The organism is Streptomyces sp. NPDC040610, assembly GCF_055594065.1.
Genome location: NZ_JBVIXA010000009.1, coordinates 119,791 through 134,191, shown reverse-complemented (window position 1 = coordinate 134,191; position 14,401 = coordinate 119,791). Strand labels below are relative to the sequence as shown.

Below are 14,401 nucleotides of genomic sequence, written 5' to 3'. Positions count from 1 at the left end.
CATCGAGATATCTGCCGAGGCGCGCCGCAGCCGCACGCCTTCGCCGCCGCTGACGGTAAGGGTTACCTAACTAAGCCTTACCTTAGCTGATCGGCGAGAAGTTGTGACGGCAGGATGCGGTGGACTGCGCACATATATGAAGGAGACTGTCGTGTCGGCGAACAGCTTCGACGCCCGCGCCACGCTGCGCGTGGGCGACGAGTCGTACGAGATCTTCAAGCTGGACAAGGTCGAGGGCTCCGCACGCCTTCCCTACAGCCTGAAGGTTCTCCTGGAGAACCTGCTCCGCACCGAGGACGGCGCGAACATCACCGCCGACCACATCCGCGCGCTCGGCTCCTGGGACTCCCAGGCGCAGCCGAGCCAGGAGATCCAGTTCACGCCGGCCCGCGTGATCATGCAGGACTTCACCGGCGTGCCGTGTGTCGTGGACCTCGCCACGATGCGTGAGGCCGTGAAGGAGCTGGGCGGCGACCCGGCCCAGATCAACCCGCTGGCCCCGGCCGAGCTGGTCATCGACCACTCCGTCATCGCCGACAAGTTCGGCACCGCCGACGCCTTCGGCCAGAACGTCGAGCTGGAGTACGGCCGCAACAAGGAGCGCTACCAGTTCCTGCGCTGGGGCCAGACCGCGTTCGACGAGTTCAAGGTCGTCCCGCCGGGCACCGGCATCGTCCACCAGGTCAACATCGAGAAGCTGGCGCGTACGGTCATGGTCCGGGGCGGCCAGGCCTACCCCGACACCCTGGTCGGCACCGACTCGCACACCACGATGGTCAACGGCCTGGGCGTCCTCGGCTGGGGCGTCGGCGGCATCGAGGCCGAGGCCGCGATGCTCGGCCAGCCGGTCTCGATGCTCATCCCGCGCGTCGTCGGCTTCAAGCTGACCGGCGAGCTGCCCGCCGGCACCACCGCCACCGACCTGGTGCTCACGATCACCGAGATGCTGCGCAAGCACGGCGTCGTCGGCAAGTTCGTCGAGTTCTACGGCGAGGGCGTGGCGGCCACGAGCCTCGCCAACCGTGCCACCATCGGCAACATGTCGCCCGAGTTCGGCTCCACCGCCGCGATCTTCCCGATCGACGACGAGACGCTGAAGTACCTGCGCCTGACCGGCCGCGACGAGCAGCAGGTCGCGCTCGTCGAGGCGTACGCCAAGGAGCAGGGCCTCTGGCTCGACCCGGCCGCCGAGCCGGACTTCTCCGAGAAGCTGGAGCTGGACCTCTCCACGGTCGTCCCGTCGATCGCCGGTCCGAAGCGTCCGCAGGACCGCATCGTCCTCGCCAACGCCGCGCAGCAGTTCGCCCTCGACGTGCGCAACTACGTCGACACCGCCGACGAGGCGGGCGAGGAGTCCTTCCCGGCCTCCGACGCCCCGGCCACCACCAACGGCGTTCCGTCGAACCCGACCACGGTCACGGCCCCCGACGGCTCGACGTACGAGATCGACCACGGTGCGGTGACGGTCGCGGCCATCACCTCCTGCACCAACACCTCGAACCCGTACGTGATGGTCGCCGCCGCGCTCGTCGCGAAGAAGGCCGTCGAGAAGGGCCTGACCCGCAAGCCCTGGGTCAAGACCACCCTCGCCCCGGGCTCGAAGGTCGTCACCGACTACTTCGACAAGGCGGGCCTCACCCCGTACCTGGACAAGGTCGGCTTCAACCTCGTCGGCTACGGCTGCACCACCTGCATCGGCAACTCGGGCCCGCTGCCCGAGGAGGTCTCGAAGGCCGTCAACGACCACGACCTGGCCGTGACGTCCGTCCTCTCCGGCAACCGGAACTTCGAGGGCCGCATCAACCCCGACGTCAAGATGAACTACCTGGCGTCGCCGCCGCTGGTCGTCGCGTACGCCATCGCGGGTTCGATGAAGGTGGACATCACCAAGGACGCGCTCGGCACGGACCAGGACGGCAAGCCCGTCTTCCTCGCCGACATCTGGCCGACCGAGGCCGAGGTCAACGACGTCGTCGCCAACTCCATCGGCGAGGACATGTTCAACAAGTCCTACTCCGACGTGTTCGCGGGCGACGCCCAGTGGCAGGCGCTGTCGATCCCGACCGGCAACACCTTCGAGTGGGACACCGAGTCCACCTACGTCCGCAAGCCCCCGTACTTCGAGGGCATGCAGATGGACCCGGCCCCGGTCAAGGACATCTCCGGCGCCCGCGTCCTCGCCAAGCTGGGCGACTCGGTCACCACCGACCACATCTCCCCGGCCGGTGCCATCAAGGCCGACACCCCGGCCGGTCAGTACCTCACGGAGCACGGCGTGCAGCGCCGTGACTTCAACAGCTACGGCTCGCGCCGCGGCAACCACGAGGTCATGATCCGCGGCACGTTCGCCAACATCCGCCTGCGCAACCAGCTCGCGCCGGGCACCGAGGGCGGCTACACCCGCGACTTCACGAAGGAAGACGCCCCCGTCTCCTTCATCTACGACGCCTCGCGCAACTACATCGAGCAGGGCACCCCGCTGGTCATCCTGGGCGGCAAGGAGTACGGCTCCGGCTCGTCCCGCGACTGGGCCGCCAAGGGCACCGCGCTCCTCGGCGTCAAGGCCGTCATCACCGAGTCGTACGAGCGCATCCACCGCTCGAACCTCATCGGCATGGGCGTGCTGCCGCTCCAGTTCCCGGAGGGCCAGTCCGCCGACTCCCTGGGCCTCACCGGCGAGGAGACCTTCTCCTTCACCGGCGTCGAGGAGCTGAACAACGGCACCACCCCGCGCACGGTCAAGGTCACCACCGACACCGGCGTGGAGTTCGACGCGGTCGTCCGCATCGACACCCCCGGCGAGGCGGACTACTACCGCAACGGCGGCATCATGCAGTACGTGCTGCGCAGCCTCATCCGCAAGTAAGCGGCCGAGGCGGGCAGTCGAGGGCCGTACCTCCCGGGCGTCGTCCGGGGGGTACGGCCCTTTCGCGTGTGTCCCTACGCGGTGACGAGGGGCACCGGTGCGCCGGAGCGCATCACGTGGTCGACGTGGATCAGGCGGGCGATGAACCGGCCGTTGCGCACGTTCGCCGCGATGCCCACGGAGGCGAGCGAGTCCCCGTCGGGGAGCCCGGCGTAGTAGAGGCCGGGGAGCGCGCCGAGGAGGCCCTTCCGCTGGAGGGGAGCGCCGTTCGCGTCGAGGACGTGGCGCGGCAGGATGCCGTAGTCCGGGCCGAATCCGGTGCACCAGACGATGCCGGTGATGCTGTGCCGCGCCAGGTCGAGGGTCTCGCCGAAGTCGGTCACGCCGTCCATGGGCATCGCCGGGGCGGGGTTCTCCTCCGGTGCCGCGAAGCCGCGTTCCCGGAGCACGGTGTCGATCAGGTCGACGGTCCGCCGGAACGACCGCGCGGACCCCTCCGCAGTGGCGACCACGTTGTCCTTGAGCAGGAGCCTGCCGCCGTCCGCCGCGCGCACGGAGCCGACCAGGGTGACGCCCCTCGCGGCCAGGGCGCCGACGTTGAGGTCGCCGGTCCTGTCGTTCACGGCGGTGACGCAGGCCGGGCAGGACCGGCCCCGTCCGGCAGGGCCCCGGGGTTGCGGTAGTCGCGGGAGTGGATCTGGTGGACGGCGGGGTCGACGTCGGCGGCGAGGGCGGGGGTGCGGGGAGCCGCGTAACCGCCCACCGCCGCGACGAGGTTGCGGGATCCGATGACACCGCCGGTGGCCAGGTGGGTCCTGAACCGCACGTCGTCGCGGTCGGAGGCGTCCGGCGGGCACTCGACCTTCCGCACGGCCGTGTGCTGCCGCACCCGCAGCCCCCGTTCCGCCACGTATCGGCGCAGGGCGCGGGCCAGTTCGGGGCCCGAGGGGCAGCCGTAGGGGTCGTCGCCGTCGTACTCCCGGCCGGGGAACCGGACCGACTGGTTCCCGCTGCCCACGAGCAGGCTGTCCCAGCGTTCGTGGGCCCAGGCCTGACCGATCTCTCCCCGCTCCAGGACGAGCGCCTCCCGACCCCGCTCCTGGAGGGCAAGCTCGTCTGCTGCCATGATCCGACCCTTCTGCCGCGAGAACGCGGCTGCTCAGGCTTACCTGAGTGAGACCTTGTCTTCTCAAGTCGCCTTGATGTCAACTGGGTTCATGACGCAGCGGGACGCGGTCCTCATCGGTGAAGCCGCGGCTCTGTACGGCCTCGCGCCGTCCGCGGTGCGGTGGTGGGAGCAGCAGGGTGTGCTCGACCCGCCTGCCCGTGAAGGCGGCAAGCGGCTCTACGACGACACCGACCTGCGCCGCATCGGCCTCGCCTATCTGTGCTGTGTGGTCGGGCGGATGCCGCTGGACCAGGCCGCCGTCGTCACCTCCGGGACGGCCACGCGCGACGCCTGGCAGCACGCCGTCGACGCCCAGCTCGCGCAAGTCGAGCGGCAGATCGCGCAGTTGGAGGCGGCCCGGGGATACCTCCGCCACGCGCTGGGCTGCACGGACGACGACATCGCGGGCAGCTGCCCCGTCCTGGACGCCGAACTGTCCGCGCACACACCGCGCGGGCGCTTCCCGGGCTCCGACCTCGTCACCGCCGCCCGCACGGCCCGCGGCGGGGCGGAGGGCGGGCCCCTGCGTGAGGAAAACGCGGGGGCCCGCCCTCCGTGTGACGAAAGTCCGGTGCGCTGCCCCGGCTGCCGGGGGCCGGTCACACGGTCGTCGCGCGGACGGCCCCGGACGTACTGCTCACGCGCCTGTCAGCAACGCGCCTACCGCGCGCGTCACCGCGAGTGATCCGCTCAGGGGGGATCCGCGTGACGGCCGACAGCGATCCGGGGTTCGCGGCTACGCCTGCGGCCGGCCGCCGTACGGCACCGTGATCAGCTCCATGGCGTGCTCCGACGGATCGAGGAAGTAGACGCCCTTCCCGCCGTCGTTGTGGTTGATCTCGCCCGGCTGCTTCTGGCGCGGGTCGGCCCAGTGGGCGAGGCCGCGCTCCTTGATCTTCGCGTATGCCGCGTCGAACTCCTTCTCGGAGACGAGGAAGGCGTAGTGCTGCGGGGTGATCTTGTCCGCGGGGATGGTGGCGAAGTCGAGCGTGACGTCATTGCTCAGGGCCACCGCGATGAACGGGCCCCATTCGCCTGCGATGTCGAGGTCCAGCAACTCCGCGAAGAACTCGGCGGACTCCCGGTTGTCACGGGCGTGGACGATCGTGTGATTGAGCTGAACTGCCAAGGAATGCCTCCGTGGGCATCTCCCGCACCTCCATGCCTCACCCGGGCGGTGACCGGCACGCGATGCTGGCGTGGATCTTAAGCGGGCCGGGCGCGCGCTGTCGAGCGGATGCGGTCAGTCCTGTGCGGGCTCTCGGTCCCGCGCGGGCTCGGCGCCCACCAGGCCGAGCAGGCCGGGGAAGCGGTCGTCCAGGTCCTCGCGGCGCAGGACGGCCGTGCGGCTGTTGCCGTGGTCGACCATGCGGAGCAGGCCCGCCTCACGCATCACCTTGAAGTGGTGCGACGTCGTCGACTTCGACACCGGCAACTGGAAGGACGCGCAGGTGCGTTCGGTGCCGTCGGGCTCGCGCAGGAAAGCGGCGATCACGCCGAAGCGAAGCGGGTCGGCGAGGGCGTGCAGGACCGTGCGCAGGTCCATCTCGGCGGGCAGCGGGTGGCCTTCTTCGTCCGGCACGGCGACGCTCCTCCCATAGGTTCTACTTGCATCGTACCTCGGATGCGTGTCAGGGTCGGGCTAGGTTCGATTCGAGTCGAACCTGAGCGTGTCGCTCCACCGCCTGTCTCCTCCCTGGGGGTTCCCTCGTCATGCCCGAATCGTCGAAGAGTGCGGCGACGCTGCCCGCGTCCAGCGCAGCGGACCCCGCACCGGACCCCGGGGCCAGCCCCGCACCGGACCCGGCGGCGGCCGCCGCGCCGAAGCCCCCGATCGCGCCGCTCGCAGCGATCCTCCTCGCCGTCTTCGTCGTCCCGATGTCCATCTCCGGCACGGCGGTCGCCCTGCCCGGCATCGGCGCCGACACCCATGCCGGGGCCGCCCCGCTCCAGTGGGTGGTGAACGCCTTCAACGTGGCCTTCGCCTGCTTCACCCTCGTCTGGGGCTCGGTCGCCGACGTCGTCGGCCGGGTCAGGGCGTTCGCCGCCGGGGCGGCGGTCTACGCGGTGGCCTCGCTCGCCAGCGCGCTCGCCTCCGGCGTGCTCCTGCTGGACGCGGCCCGCGCCCTCGCGGGCATCGGCGGCGCGGCGATCTTCTCGTGCGGGGCCGCCATCCTGTCGACGGTGTACGAGGGTCCGGCGCGGGCCAAGGCGTTCGCGCTGTTCGGCACCGTGGCGGGCGTGGGCATAGCGGTCGGGCCCTCGCTCTCCGGGGTGCTGCTGCAGACGGTGAGCTGGCGCTGGGTGTTCGCGCTGCACGCCGTGGCGCTCGCCGTCGTCCTGCTCGCGGTGCCGGTGATCGCGCGGGCGGTGCCGCCGACGCCCCGCACCGGCGCGAGGATCGACGTGCCCGGCAGCGCGGTCTTCGTCGTCGCCATGGTGCTGCTCACCACGGCCATCGTGCAGGGTTCCCAGTGGGGTTGGGGGAGCGCGGGCGTGCTCGGGCTCTTCGCGGGCGCGGTCGTGGCGCTCGCCGTCTTCGCCTCCGTCGAGAAGCGGCGCGCGCACCCCCTCCTCGACCTCGCCCTGCTGCGCAATCGCCGCTTCCTCGCGCTGTGCCTGGTCCCGGTCGCCGGATCGTTCGGCTTCGTCACGATGCTCACGTACCTGCCGACCTATCTGACGGAGGTGACCGGCCGCGGCACCGGGGCGGCGGGCCTGATCATGGTCCTGCTCACCGCGCCGATGCTCGTCTTCCCGCTGCTCGCCGCCAAGTTGGTGGCCCGTGGCGTCTCCGCGCTCACCATCATCTACGTCAGCCTCGCCGCCCTCGTCGTCGGCGACGCCGCCCTCACGGTCTTCGGCCCCGATGTGTCCGTCGCCGTCGTCGCCCTGCCGATGATCGTCACCGGCGCGGGCATGGCGCTCGCCGCGGGCCTCGTCGACGGCCAGGCCCTGGCCCTGGTCGACCCCGCGAAGGCGGGCATGGCGGCGGGCTTCCTCAACACGCTGCGGCTCGGCAGCGAGGCGGTCGCGGTGGCGCTGTACGGCTCGGTGCTCACGACGCTCACCGCGTCACGGTCGTACGACTCCGCGTTCCATCTGGTCCTCTGGGGGCTCGCGGCGATCTGCCTGGTCCTTGGCCTTGTCGTCTTCGCGCTGATGGGCGGGCGCGGCGCCGCCGAGTCGGGCGCCGATCTGTAGAAAGGCCTGGACGAGGGGGCTCGGGGCACGGCCGGTGAGGCGACCTGGGACGCGAAGTGCGCGACGACCAGGTCGAGCGCGGGGGAGACGAACAGGCGGCGGGGTGCGGTGTTCGGCATCGTCGCCGGGACGGGGTACGTTGCCCGGTCTGCTGGCGCCGTGGCTCACCGGGCACCTCGTCGACGCCGGGGCGACCAGTGCCTCCGGCTACAGAACCGCCTTTCTGGTGGGGGCGGTTGGGATGCGTCTCGTCCTACGGCCCGAGCCGGATGCCCCGCGCCTCGGCTATGGCGTTCACCGCTTCGACGTGCCAGTCGTAGAAGTGCGTCGCCCTGCGGCAGTACGCCAGCACGTGCTCGTGCGCCTCGTCGGTGCCGATCTCCAACAGGGCGCGCACGGCGGCCTCCTGGGCGCCGAACCACGCGTCGGGGTCGAGGAGCGTGGTCAGGGGCGTGAGGCACTCGGCTGTGCCGCGCTCGGTCAGCGCGAGGGACGCGGCCTCCCGCGCCGGGCGCATCCTTGAGAGCCGTCCCGCGCCCGCCTTGACGTACCCGGCGCCCCACGGCGGTTCCGGCGACGCGGCCAGTCGGATCAGGACGGTCGTCGCCTCGGCCTCGGGGCGGGCGGCGAGCGCCGCGACGAGCCGCTCGGCCAGGTCCTCGCCCAGGTCGTCCGCGCCGTCGGCGAGCGCGATGAGGACGGGCAGGGCGGGGGCGCCGATGCGGCGCAGGGCGTGCAGGGCGGTGCGGGCGAGGTCGGGGTCGGTGGTGTGGGGTTCGGTGGGGGTGGGGCCGGGTGGGGTGCCGGGACGTTCGGCGGGGGTGACGTCGGGCGGGCTGTCTGGAGGTGCGGCTCGGTGCCGTCCGGTGCTGTACGCGACGAACTCCCCGAGCGCCTGGGCCGCCTCCGCCACGGGGAACCCGCCCAGGGCCGCCACGGCCCGCGCCCGCACCGCCTCGTGCGGCGAGCGCGCGCAGGTCAGCACGACCGGCAGGGTGTGCGGCGCGCCGATCAGGCCGAGGGCCCGCACGGCGTGGGCGCGCAGCGTGCCGGGTTCCTCCTCGTCCTCGGCGAGGGCGGTGAGGGGCGCGGCGGCCTCCGGGGGCCGTAGGGCGCCGAGCGCGTCCGCGGCGGCGGCGCGCACCACCGCCGGGGCCGCGTCGTCCGCCAGGGCGGCCAGGAGCGCCGACGCGGCCGCCGAGTGCCCGGCGGCGCCCAACGCCCTTGCCGCGCCGCGGTGTTGGGGCGCCGTCCGATCCTTGTCGGTGAGCAGTTCCAGGAGTTCCCAGAGCGGCGGCTTGGGGAGACGGGCGACGACGTCCGCCACGTCGTCGCTGATGGGCGCGTCGTCCAGCGCCTCCAGCAGGGCCTCGCTCGCCTCGGTGCGCGCGTACGCGGCGAGGGCCCGGGCGGCGGCCCTGCGCACGGCCGGCGCCGCCGACTCGCGCAGGTGGTGCCGGAGCAGGGCGTGGTACTCGCCCCGGTCCGGTACGTCGAAGAGGCCGGGCCGTTCCGCCACGCGGGCGCAGACCGCGGCCACGGCGTGGGGCGGGCAGTCGGGGTGGTGCGGGTCGCGTGCCGCTGTGCGGAGCACGTCCCACAGGTGGTCGCGGCCGTCCTCGGTCCGGGAGAGCAGGACGGTCGCGAGGCGGGCCGTTTCGGGGTCCGGGTCGCGTTGCGGGGCGTGCAGGAGCTGTTCGGCGGACGGGTACCGGCGCGCGGACGGCCAGGGCGCGTCGGGCAGCGCCTGGAGCGCCGCGACCGAGGCCCGGCGCAGAGGGGTGCCCGAGGCGGGGGAGTGCGCGAGGACGAGGAGCGCGGAGGCCGCGCGCGGGTCGCCGATCGCGCCGAGCGCCCGCACCACGTGGAGCGCGTGGTCGGGCAGGTAGTGCCAGAGCGAGGCGAGGAGCGGGGTCACCGCCTCGGGCGGGCGCAGCCGGGTCAGCGCGTCGAGCACGAGGACAGCCGTGTACCTGTACCCGTCGGCCGCCACCTGGTCGAGCACGTCGAGGAGTCCGCCGACGGCCTCCGGTCCGCCGATGGCGGCCAGGGCGGCGCATGCGGGCCGGTCCAGTTGCGCGCGGCCGTTGCGCTCCTCGAACAGCAGCCGCAGCAGCTCGGGAACCGCCCGGCGCTCCCGCAGCCGCCCCAGGGCCATGGCGGCCTGCCACCGCAGCCCGGGGTACGGCTCGTCCCGCCGCCGCAGACAGGCGAACAGCGCCTCCACGGCCTCGGGCGGACCCGTGCTCCGGCCCAGGAAGACGGTGGCCTCCACGGACACGTCGTGGTTCTCGGACCGCGTGGCCCGGCACAGTCCCGCGACATCGCCGTCCAGGCGCAACCGCACCAGATCGGTGAGCGACGACGCCCGCTCCACTCAGGCCTCCCCGTCCGCGGGCACCCGGTCCGACATCGCCACGTACAGCGGGGTCCCGACGACGACCGTCAGCTCCCGCCCGTCCTCCCGCGTCACCGTGCCGCGCATCAACTGCCGCGCCAGGAAATCGCAGTACACGGGCGGCACGGTCAACGCCTCGGCGACGCGGAGCACGTCGTCCGCCACGCGCCCCCGGTCGGGCATCCGGCCTCGCCAGCGCACATCGAACTGGCCCTCCCACTCGGGCGGCATGTCCTGAAGCAGCCGGAAGATCGACGGCAGCCCCGAGAAGCCGACCCGGTGCATGTCGGGGGCCGCCTGATAGCCGATCAGATGGTGCGTCGACCCGATGAGCGCGACGATCGTGTCCCCGTCGCGGCCCGTCATCAGCGTCGGACGGTTCGCGTCGCCGTACCCCGCGATCCGCAGCCCCAGGTCCCCCCGGAACCAGGCCGTGGGCTCCGACATCCAGCCGACGTCGAACTCCCGCTCCAGATAGGCCTCCACGAGGTCGAGCCGGTCGTACGCACTCGTCTCGGCCCGCGGTGACTGCACGGCCACGCTCACGACCTTCAGATCGACCTTGGCCTCGACGGCGAGCCGCCGCAGCAGCTTGGGCGGGATCTGCTCGTACAGCATGTCCACCTTGGCGGTGGAGACATAGACGTAGTACCGCACGCGGTTGGTGTCCTCGGTGTGGAGGGCCTTTTGCCCGCAGCTTCCCACACGCGTGTCTCCAGTGACTCGCCTTTGACGTCGTGGACCGGCCCCGGTCCGTCGACGGAGGGGTCGACGGACCGGGGCCGGGGTTCGTGTGGACTCACCGGGGCGTCAGCGCAGCAACTCCACCTCCGAGAGCGTGCCCCGGCCCCCGGTGAAGACGAGGCGGTACTTCACGTACGACCCGGGGTCGCTCACCGTGAACGGACGGGTCTGCCGGTCCCAGGCGAAGGACTGGCCGGACCGCTTGTCGACGGTCTTCCACTTCTCGCCGTCCAGGGAGCCCTGGAGGACCCAGTCGCGCGGGGCCTTGGCCTTGTCGGCGGAGGTGAGGGTGTACTGGACGGCCTTGGTGCGGCCCTGGACCGGCAGGACGACGGACGCCGAATCGGCGTACGTGGTCGAGGAGTTGTCGAAGAGTTCACCCTCGACCTTCAGGGCGTCCTTGCGCGGGGACGGCACCTTGTCGTCGTCCGTGACGGAGACCGGCTGGGCGTTCTTGCCGGTGCCCCACGCGGACGGCTTCGGGCCCATGTCGAACTCCAGGACCCCGCCGCGGGCGATGGCGGTGTGCGGCAGGGCGGTCGAGTTCCACTTCTTCCCGTTGACCTTCAGCCCCTGCACGTACACGTTCTTCGCGCTGTTCTTCGGGGCCTTGACCACCAGGTCCTTGCCGTTGTCCATGTGCACGGTCATCTTCGTGAACTGCGGCGAGCCGATGGCGTACTCACCGCTGCCCATGACCAGCGGGTAGAAGCCGAGCGCCGAGAACAGGTACCAGGCCGACTGCTCGCCGTTGTCCTCGTCGCCGTGATAGCCCTGCCCGATCTCGCTGCCCGTGTACAGGCGGGACATGACCTCGCGGACCTTCTCCTGCGTCTTCGAGGGCTGCCCGGCCGCGTCGTACATGTACGCGGCGTGGTGCGCGACCTGGTTGGAGTGCCCGTACATGCCCATGCGCACGTCACGGGCCTCCGTCATCTCGTGGATGACGCCGCCGTAGGAACCGGCGAACTCGGGCGAGGCCGTCTCCGGCGTGGCGAAGTACGTGTCGAGCTTCTTCGCCAGGCCGCCCCGGCCGCCGTACAGGTTGGCGAGGCCGCGCGAGTCCTGCGGGGCGGTGAAGGCGTAGCCCCACGCGTTGGTCTCGGTGTAGTCGTGGCCCCACACGCGCGGGTCGAACTTGTCGGACGGGACGCGCCAGTCGCCCTTCTTGTTCTTGCCCTGGAAGAAACCGGCCTTGGAGTCGAAGAGGTTCACGTAGTCGCGGGCGCGGTTGAGGAAGTACGCGGACTCCTCCTTGTAGCGCTTCTCGCCCGTCTTCTTGTAGAGCGCCCGGCCCATCTTCGCGATGCCGTAGTCGTTGACGTATCCCTCAAGGGCCCAGGACAGGCCCTCATGGGTCTCGGACGGGGTGTAGCCGAGGAACGGCGACGTGGTCATGCCCTTGCGGCCGTAGCCCGACTTGTCCGGCGCGACCGTCGCGTTCTTCACCGCCGCGTCGTACGCCGCCTTCGCGTCGAAGCCGCCCACGCCCTTCACATATGCGTCGGCGAACGCCACGTCGGAGGACGTGCCGGTCATCAGGTCCGCGTAGCCGGGCGAGGACCAGCGCGACGTCCAGCCGCCGTCCTTGTAGTGCTGCACGAAGCCGTCGACGAGCTCGCCCGCCTTCTTCGGCGTGAAGAGGGAGTAGGCGGGCCACGTCGTGCGATACGTGTCCCAGAAGCCGTTGTTCACGTACGGCTTGCCCTCGACGATCTTCGCGCCGGTGTGGGTGGGCGTGTCCGGGCCGGTCTGCGGCGAGAACGGGGACGCGTACTTGTGCTTCGAACCGACCTTCTCGAAGCCGGAGTTCGGGTACAGGTAGAGGCGGTACAGGCTGGAGTACAGGGACGTCTTCTGGCCCTCGCTCGCGCCCTCCACCTCGACGCGGCCGAGGAGGTCGTCCCACTTGTCCTGTGCCCGCTCCTTGACGCGGCCGAAGGACGTGCCCGCCGGGATCTCCTCGTTCAGGTTGGCCTTCGCCTGGTCGACGCTGATCAGGGAGGTCGCCAGGCGCAGCGAGACACTGCGGTCCTTGCCGGGCTCGAAGCGGAAGTAGCCGGTGGCGTCCGTGGTGCCGCCGCCCGTCAGCTTGCCGCTGTCCGTGACCGGGCTGTCGAAGGTGCCGTACACGAACATGCGGGTGGCGCCCGTCGACAGGCCCGACTTCACGTCGGAGTAGCCCGTGACGATGCCCTTCTCCTTGTCGAGGGTCAGGCCGACGTTGTGCTTGGTGTCGCCCGTCTTCTCGATGTTGTCGAAGACGATGCTCGCGTCATCACCGGGATAGGTGAACTTGAACATCGCCGCGTGGTCGGTCGGCGTCATCTCGGCCTTCAGGCCGTTCTCGAACGTCACGCCGTAGTAGTGCGGCTTCGCCGTCTCCTTCTCGTGCCGGAACGGCAGCGCCCGCTTGGCGCGGTCCGCCTCCGGGGTGCCCTTCGCCACCGACGGCATCACCTGGAAGGTCTGCCGGTCGCCCATCCACGGGCTCGGCTCATGGCTCGCGCTGAACGCCTGCACGGTCGGCAGGTTGTCGTCGTTGTTGCCGCGCGCGTAGTCGTACAGCCAGCTGATGGAGCCCGCGTTGGTCACCGGCGTCCAGAAGTTGAAGCCGTGCGGGACGGCCGTCGCCGGGAAGGTGTTGCCGCGCGAGAAGCCGCCGCTTGAGTTCGTGCCGCGCGTGGTCGAGGCGTAGTCGGAGGGGCGCGCCTTCGGCTTCGCGGGCGGGGTCTCCTTCAGCGACACGTCGTCCAGCCAGCCCCGGAACTTCGCGGGGCCCTTGGGGGAGTCGTAGCCGACGAGGATCCGGTCCACCGTCTTGCCGGAGGCGACCTCGCCGATCCGCCCGACGACGTCGTTCCACTGGTTGACGTAAAGCACCTTGGCATCGCCCTGCCCGCGCGGGGTCAGCGGGAAGCCGTGCTGGTCGGTGGCCTTGAGGTCACTCAGATAGGTGCCGTCCGTGAAGGCCAGGTCGACCGCGACATTCGTGGCGTCGTAGTCCAGGTCGCCGTCCGCCATCGACGGGAAGACGCGGTACGACAGCTCCGTGTCGCGCCGCACGTCGACGTTCACGTCGAAGACCTTGTTGTACGAGAAGCCGCGCTGCCCGGCCGTGTGCGTGCCCGCGTACCGCAGCGCCTGCCTGCCGGTGAACCCGGCCCGCGCCTTCGCGGTCGGGGAGCCCGCGGGACCGCGGTCGATGAGGCTCAGCATGTCGTCGGGCGGGGCCGGATTGTCGCTGCCGCCGACGGAGAGCTGCACGTCGGCGAGTTGCAGGGCGTCGCTCGCGCCGTTGTTGGCGGTGATGTCCAGGCGGTAGTGGGAGTACGCGGCTGCGTTCTCGAAGTCGTACTTCTTCGTCGTGAAGGGGCTGGCGAACTTCTCGCCCTTGCGGGTGTCGAGGTCCTTCCAGTCCTTGCCGTCCGTCGAGCCCTGGAGCGTCCAGTCCTTCGGGTCGCGCTCCTGGTGGTCGTTGGCGGAGGTGAGCGCGTACGTCACCACCTTCGCGGGCTCGTCGAGCTCGAACTCCACCCAGCCCGTGGGCTTGAAGGTGAGCCACTTCGTCGACTGCTCGCCGTCGACGAGCTTCTCCTTGGTCTCCCCGGCGCCCGTGTTCTCACCGCTCGCCCGCACGTCCACGACGTGGTCGTTCACGCTCCCCGGAATCCCGGAGCTGAAGCCGCCGTTGACCCCGCCGGCCTTCTTCTTGCCGTCGGCGCCCGTCTCGACCGTGTTCAGCCAGTCGGGCTGCGCGTCGTCCTTCTCGAACGAGGAGCTGAACTCCCTGTCCGCCCGCGGCGCCCGCTCCGGACCGGCCACGGCCGCGCCCTGCGAGGCGGCGAGCACCGCGAGGGCGGTGAGGCCGACGGCGGCGGTGGATCGGCGCCGGTGCCCCGCCGCGCCCGCGAGCGGGGCCGAGGCCCAGCGCGGTCTGTGTCCCCGAGGTCTGTGTCCCATCCCCTGAGTCCCCTCCAAGCAACTGTCCGGACAACGTTGTCAGTGGCTGCGCAGGGTC

The 14,401-nt window shown here is 71.3% G+C and carries 10 protein-coding genes; 3 read left to right on the top strand and 7 right to left on the bottom strand.

Features of this window, described 5'->3' with window-relative positions; translation table 11 throughout:
* The first annotated feature begins 151 nt into the window (after positions 1-151).
* A complete protein-coding gene (gene acnA / locus ACZ6AA_RS28420; protein ID WP_468456042.1) occupies positions 152-2,866 on the top strand; it encodes an aconitate hydratase AcnA in 2,715 nt (904 codons plus the stop codon).
* 74 nt (positions 2,867-2,940) lie between these two features.
* Here acnA and ACZ6AA_RS28415 read toward each other — a convergent pair whose 3' ends face one another.
* The gene (locus ACZ6AA_RS28415; protein ID WP_471460710.1) at positions 2,941-3,489 is read right to left on the bottom strand and encodes a hypothetical protein; all 549 of its coding nucleotides are present in this window, start codon (positions 3,487-3,489) and stop codon (positions 2,941-2,943) included.
* Positions 3,486-3,992 (bottom strand): NAD(P)/FAD-dependent oxidoreductase, encoded by a 507-nt coding sequence (locus ACZ6AA_RS28410; protein ID WP_471460709.1) that lies wholly within the window; start codon positions 3,990-3,992, stop codon positions 3,486-3,488. The genes ACZ6AA_RS28415 and ACZ6AA_RS28410 overlap by 4 nt, the downstream gene beginning before the upstream one ends.
* Before the next feature lie 91 nt (positions 3,993-4,083).
* Here ACZ6AA_RS28410 and ACZ6AA_RS28405 point away from each other — a divergent pair, with 91 nt between their 5' ends.
* Complete coding sequence (locus tag ACZ6AA_RS28405) at positions 4,084-4,719, top strand: MerR family transcriptional regulator (RefSeq protein ID WP_471460708.1); 636 nt, start codon at positions 4,084-4,086, stop codon at positions 4,717-4,719.
* 51 nt (positions 4,720-4,770) lie between these two features.
* Here ACZ6AA_RS28405 and ACZ6AA_RS28400 read toward each other — a convergent pair whose 3' ends face one another.
* Together ACZ6AA_RS28400 and ACZ6AA_RS28395 are read right to left on the bottom strand one after the other, a co-directional pair.
* Positions 4,771-5,163, bottom strand: coding sequence for a VOC family protein (locus ACZ6AA_RS28400; protein ID WP_468456038.1), 393 nt, complete (start codon positions 5,161-5,163; stop codon positions 4,771-4,773).
* Between the two features lie 114 nt (positions 5,164-5,277).
* Positions 5,278-5,616, bottom strand: a complete 339-nt coding sequence (locus ACZ6AA_RS28395) for an ArsR/SmtB family transcription factor (protein ID WP_468456036.1) — start codon at positions 5,614-5,616, stop codon at positions 5,278-5,280.
* Positions 5,617-5,747: 131 nt separating this feature from the next.
* On the opposite strand from ACZ6AA_RS28395, the gene ACZ6AA_RS28390 reads away from it, so the two are divergent.
* A complete protein-coding gene (locus ACZ6AA_RS28390; RefSeq protein ID WP_471460707.1) occupies positions 5,748-7,238 on the top strand; it encodes an MFS transporter in 1,491 nt (496 codons plus the stop codon).
* A 253-nt stretch (positions 7,239-7,491) separates the two neighbouring features.
* Here the strand turns inward: ACZ6AA_RS28390 and ACZ6AA_RS28385 are convergent, their stop codons facing one another.
* From ACZ6AA_RS28385 to ACZ6AA_RS28375, 3 genes are all read right to left on the bottom strand, one after another.
* Positions 7,492-9,615, bottom strand: coding sequence for a HEAT repeat domain-containing protein (locus ACZ6AA_RS28385; protein WP_471460706.1), 2,124 nt, complete (start codon positions 9,613-9,615; stop codon positions 7,492-7,494).
* Complete coding sequence (locus ACZ6AA_RS28380) at positions 9,616-10,341, bottom strand: DUF7019 family protein (RefSeq protein WP_471460705.1); 726 nt, start codon at positions 10,339-10,341, stop codon at positions 9,616-9,618. It lies immediately after the preceding gene.
* A 105-nt stretch (positions 10,342-10,446) separates the two neighbouring features.
* Positions 10,447-14,343 (bottom strand): GH92 family glycosyl hydrolase, encoded by a 3,897-nt coding sequence (locus ACZ6AA_RS28375; protein WP_471460704.1) that lies wholly within the window; start codon positions 14,341-14,343, stop codon positions 10,447-10,449.
* Positions 14,344-14,401 lie beyond the last annotated feature (58 nt).

Coding starts and splice junctions, on each gene's coding strand:
- ACZ6AA_RS28410 (WP_471460709.1), bottom strand. CDS start 3,992: ATGGCAGCAGACGAGCTTGCCCTCCAGGAGCGGGGTCGGGAGGCGCTC.
- ACZ6AA_RS28375 (WP_471460704.1), bottom strand. CDS start 14,343: ATGGGACACAGACCTCGGGGACACAGACCGCGCTGGGCCTCGGCCCCG.
- ACZ6AA_RS28390 (WP_471460707.1), top strand. CDS start 5,748: ATGCCCGAATCGTCGAAGAGTGCGGCGACGCTGCCCGCGTCCAGCGCA.
- ACZ6AA_RS28405 (WP_471460708.1), top strand. CDS start 4,084: ATGACGCAGCGGGACGCGGTCCTCATCGGTGAAGCCGCGGCTCTGTAC.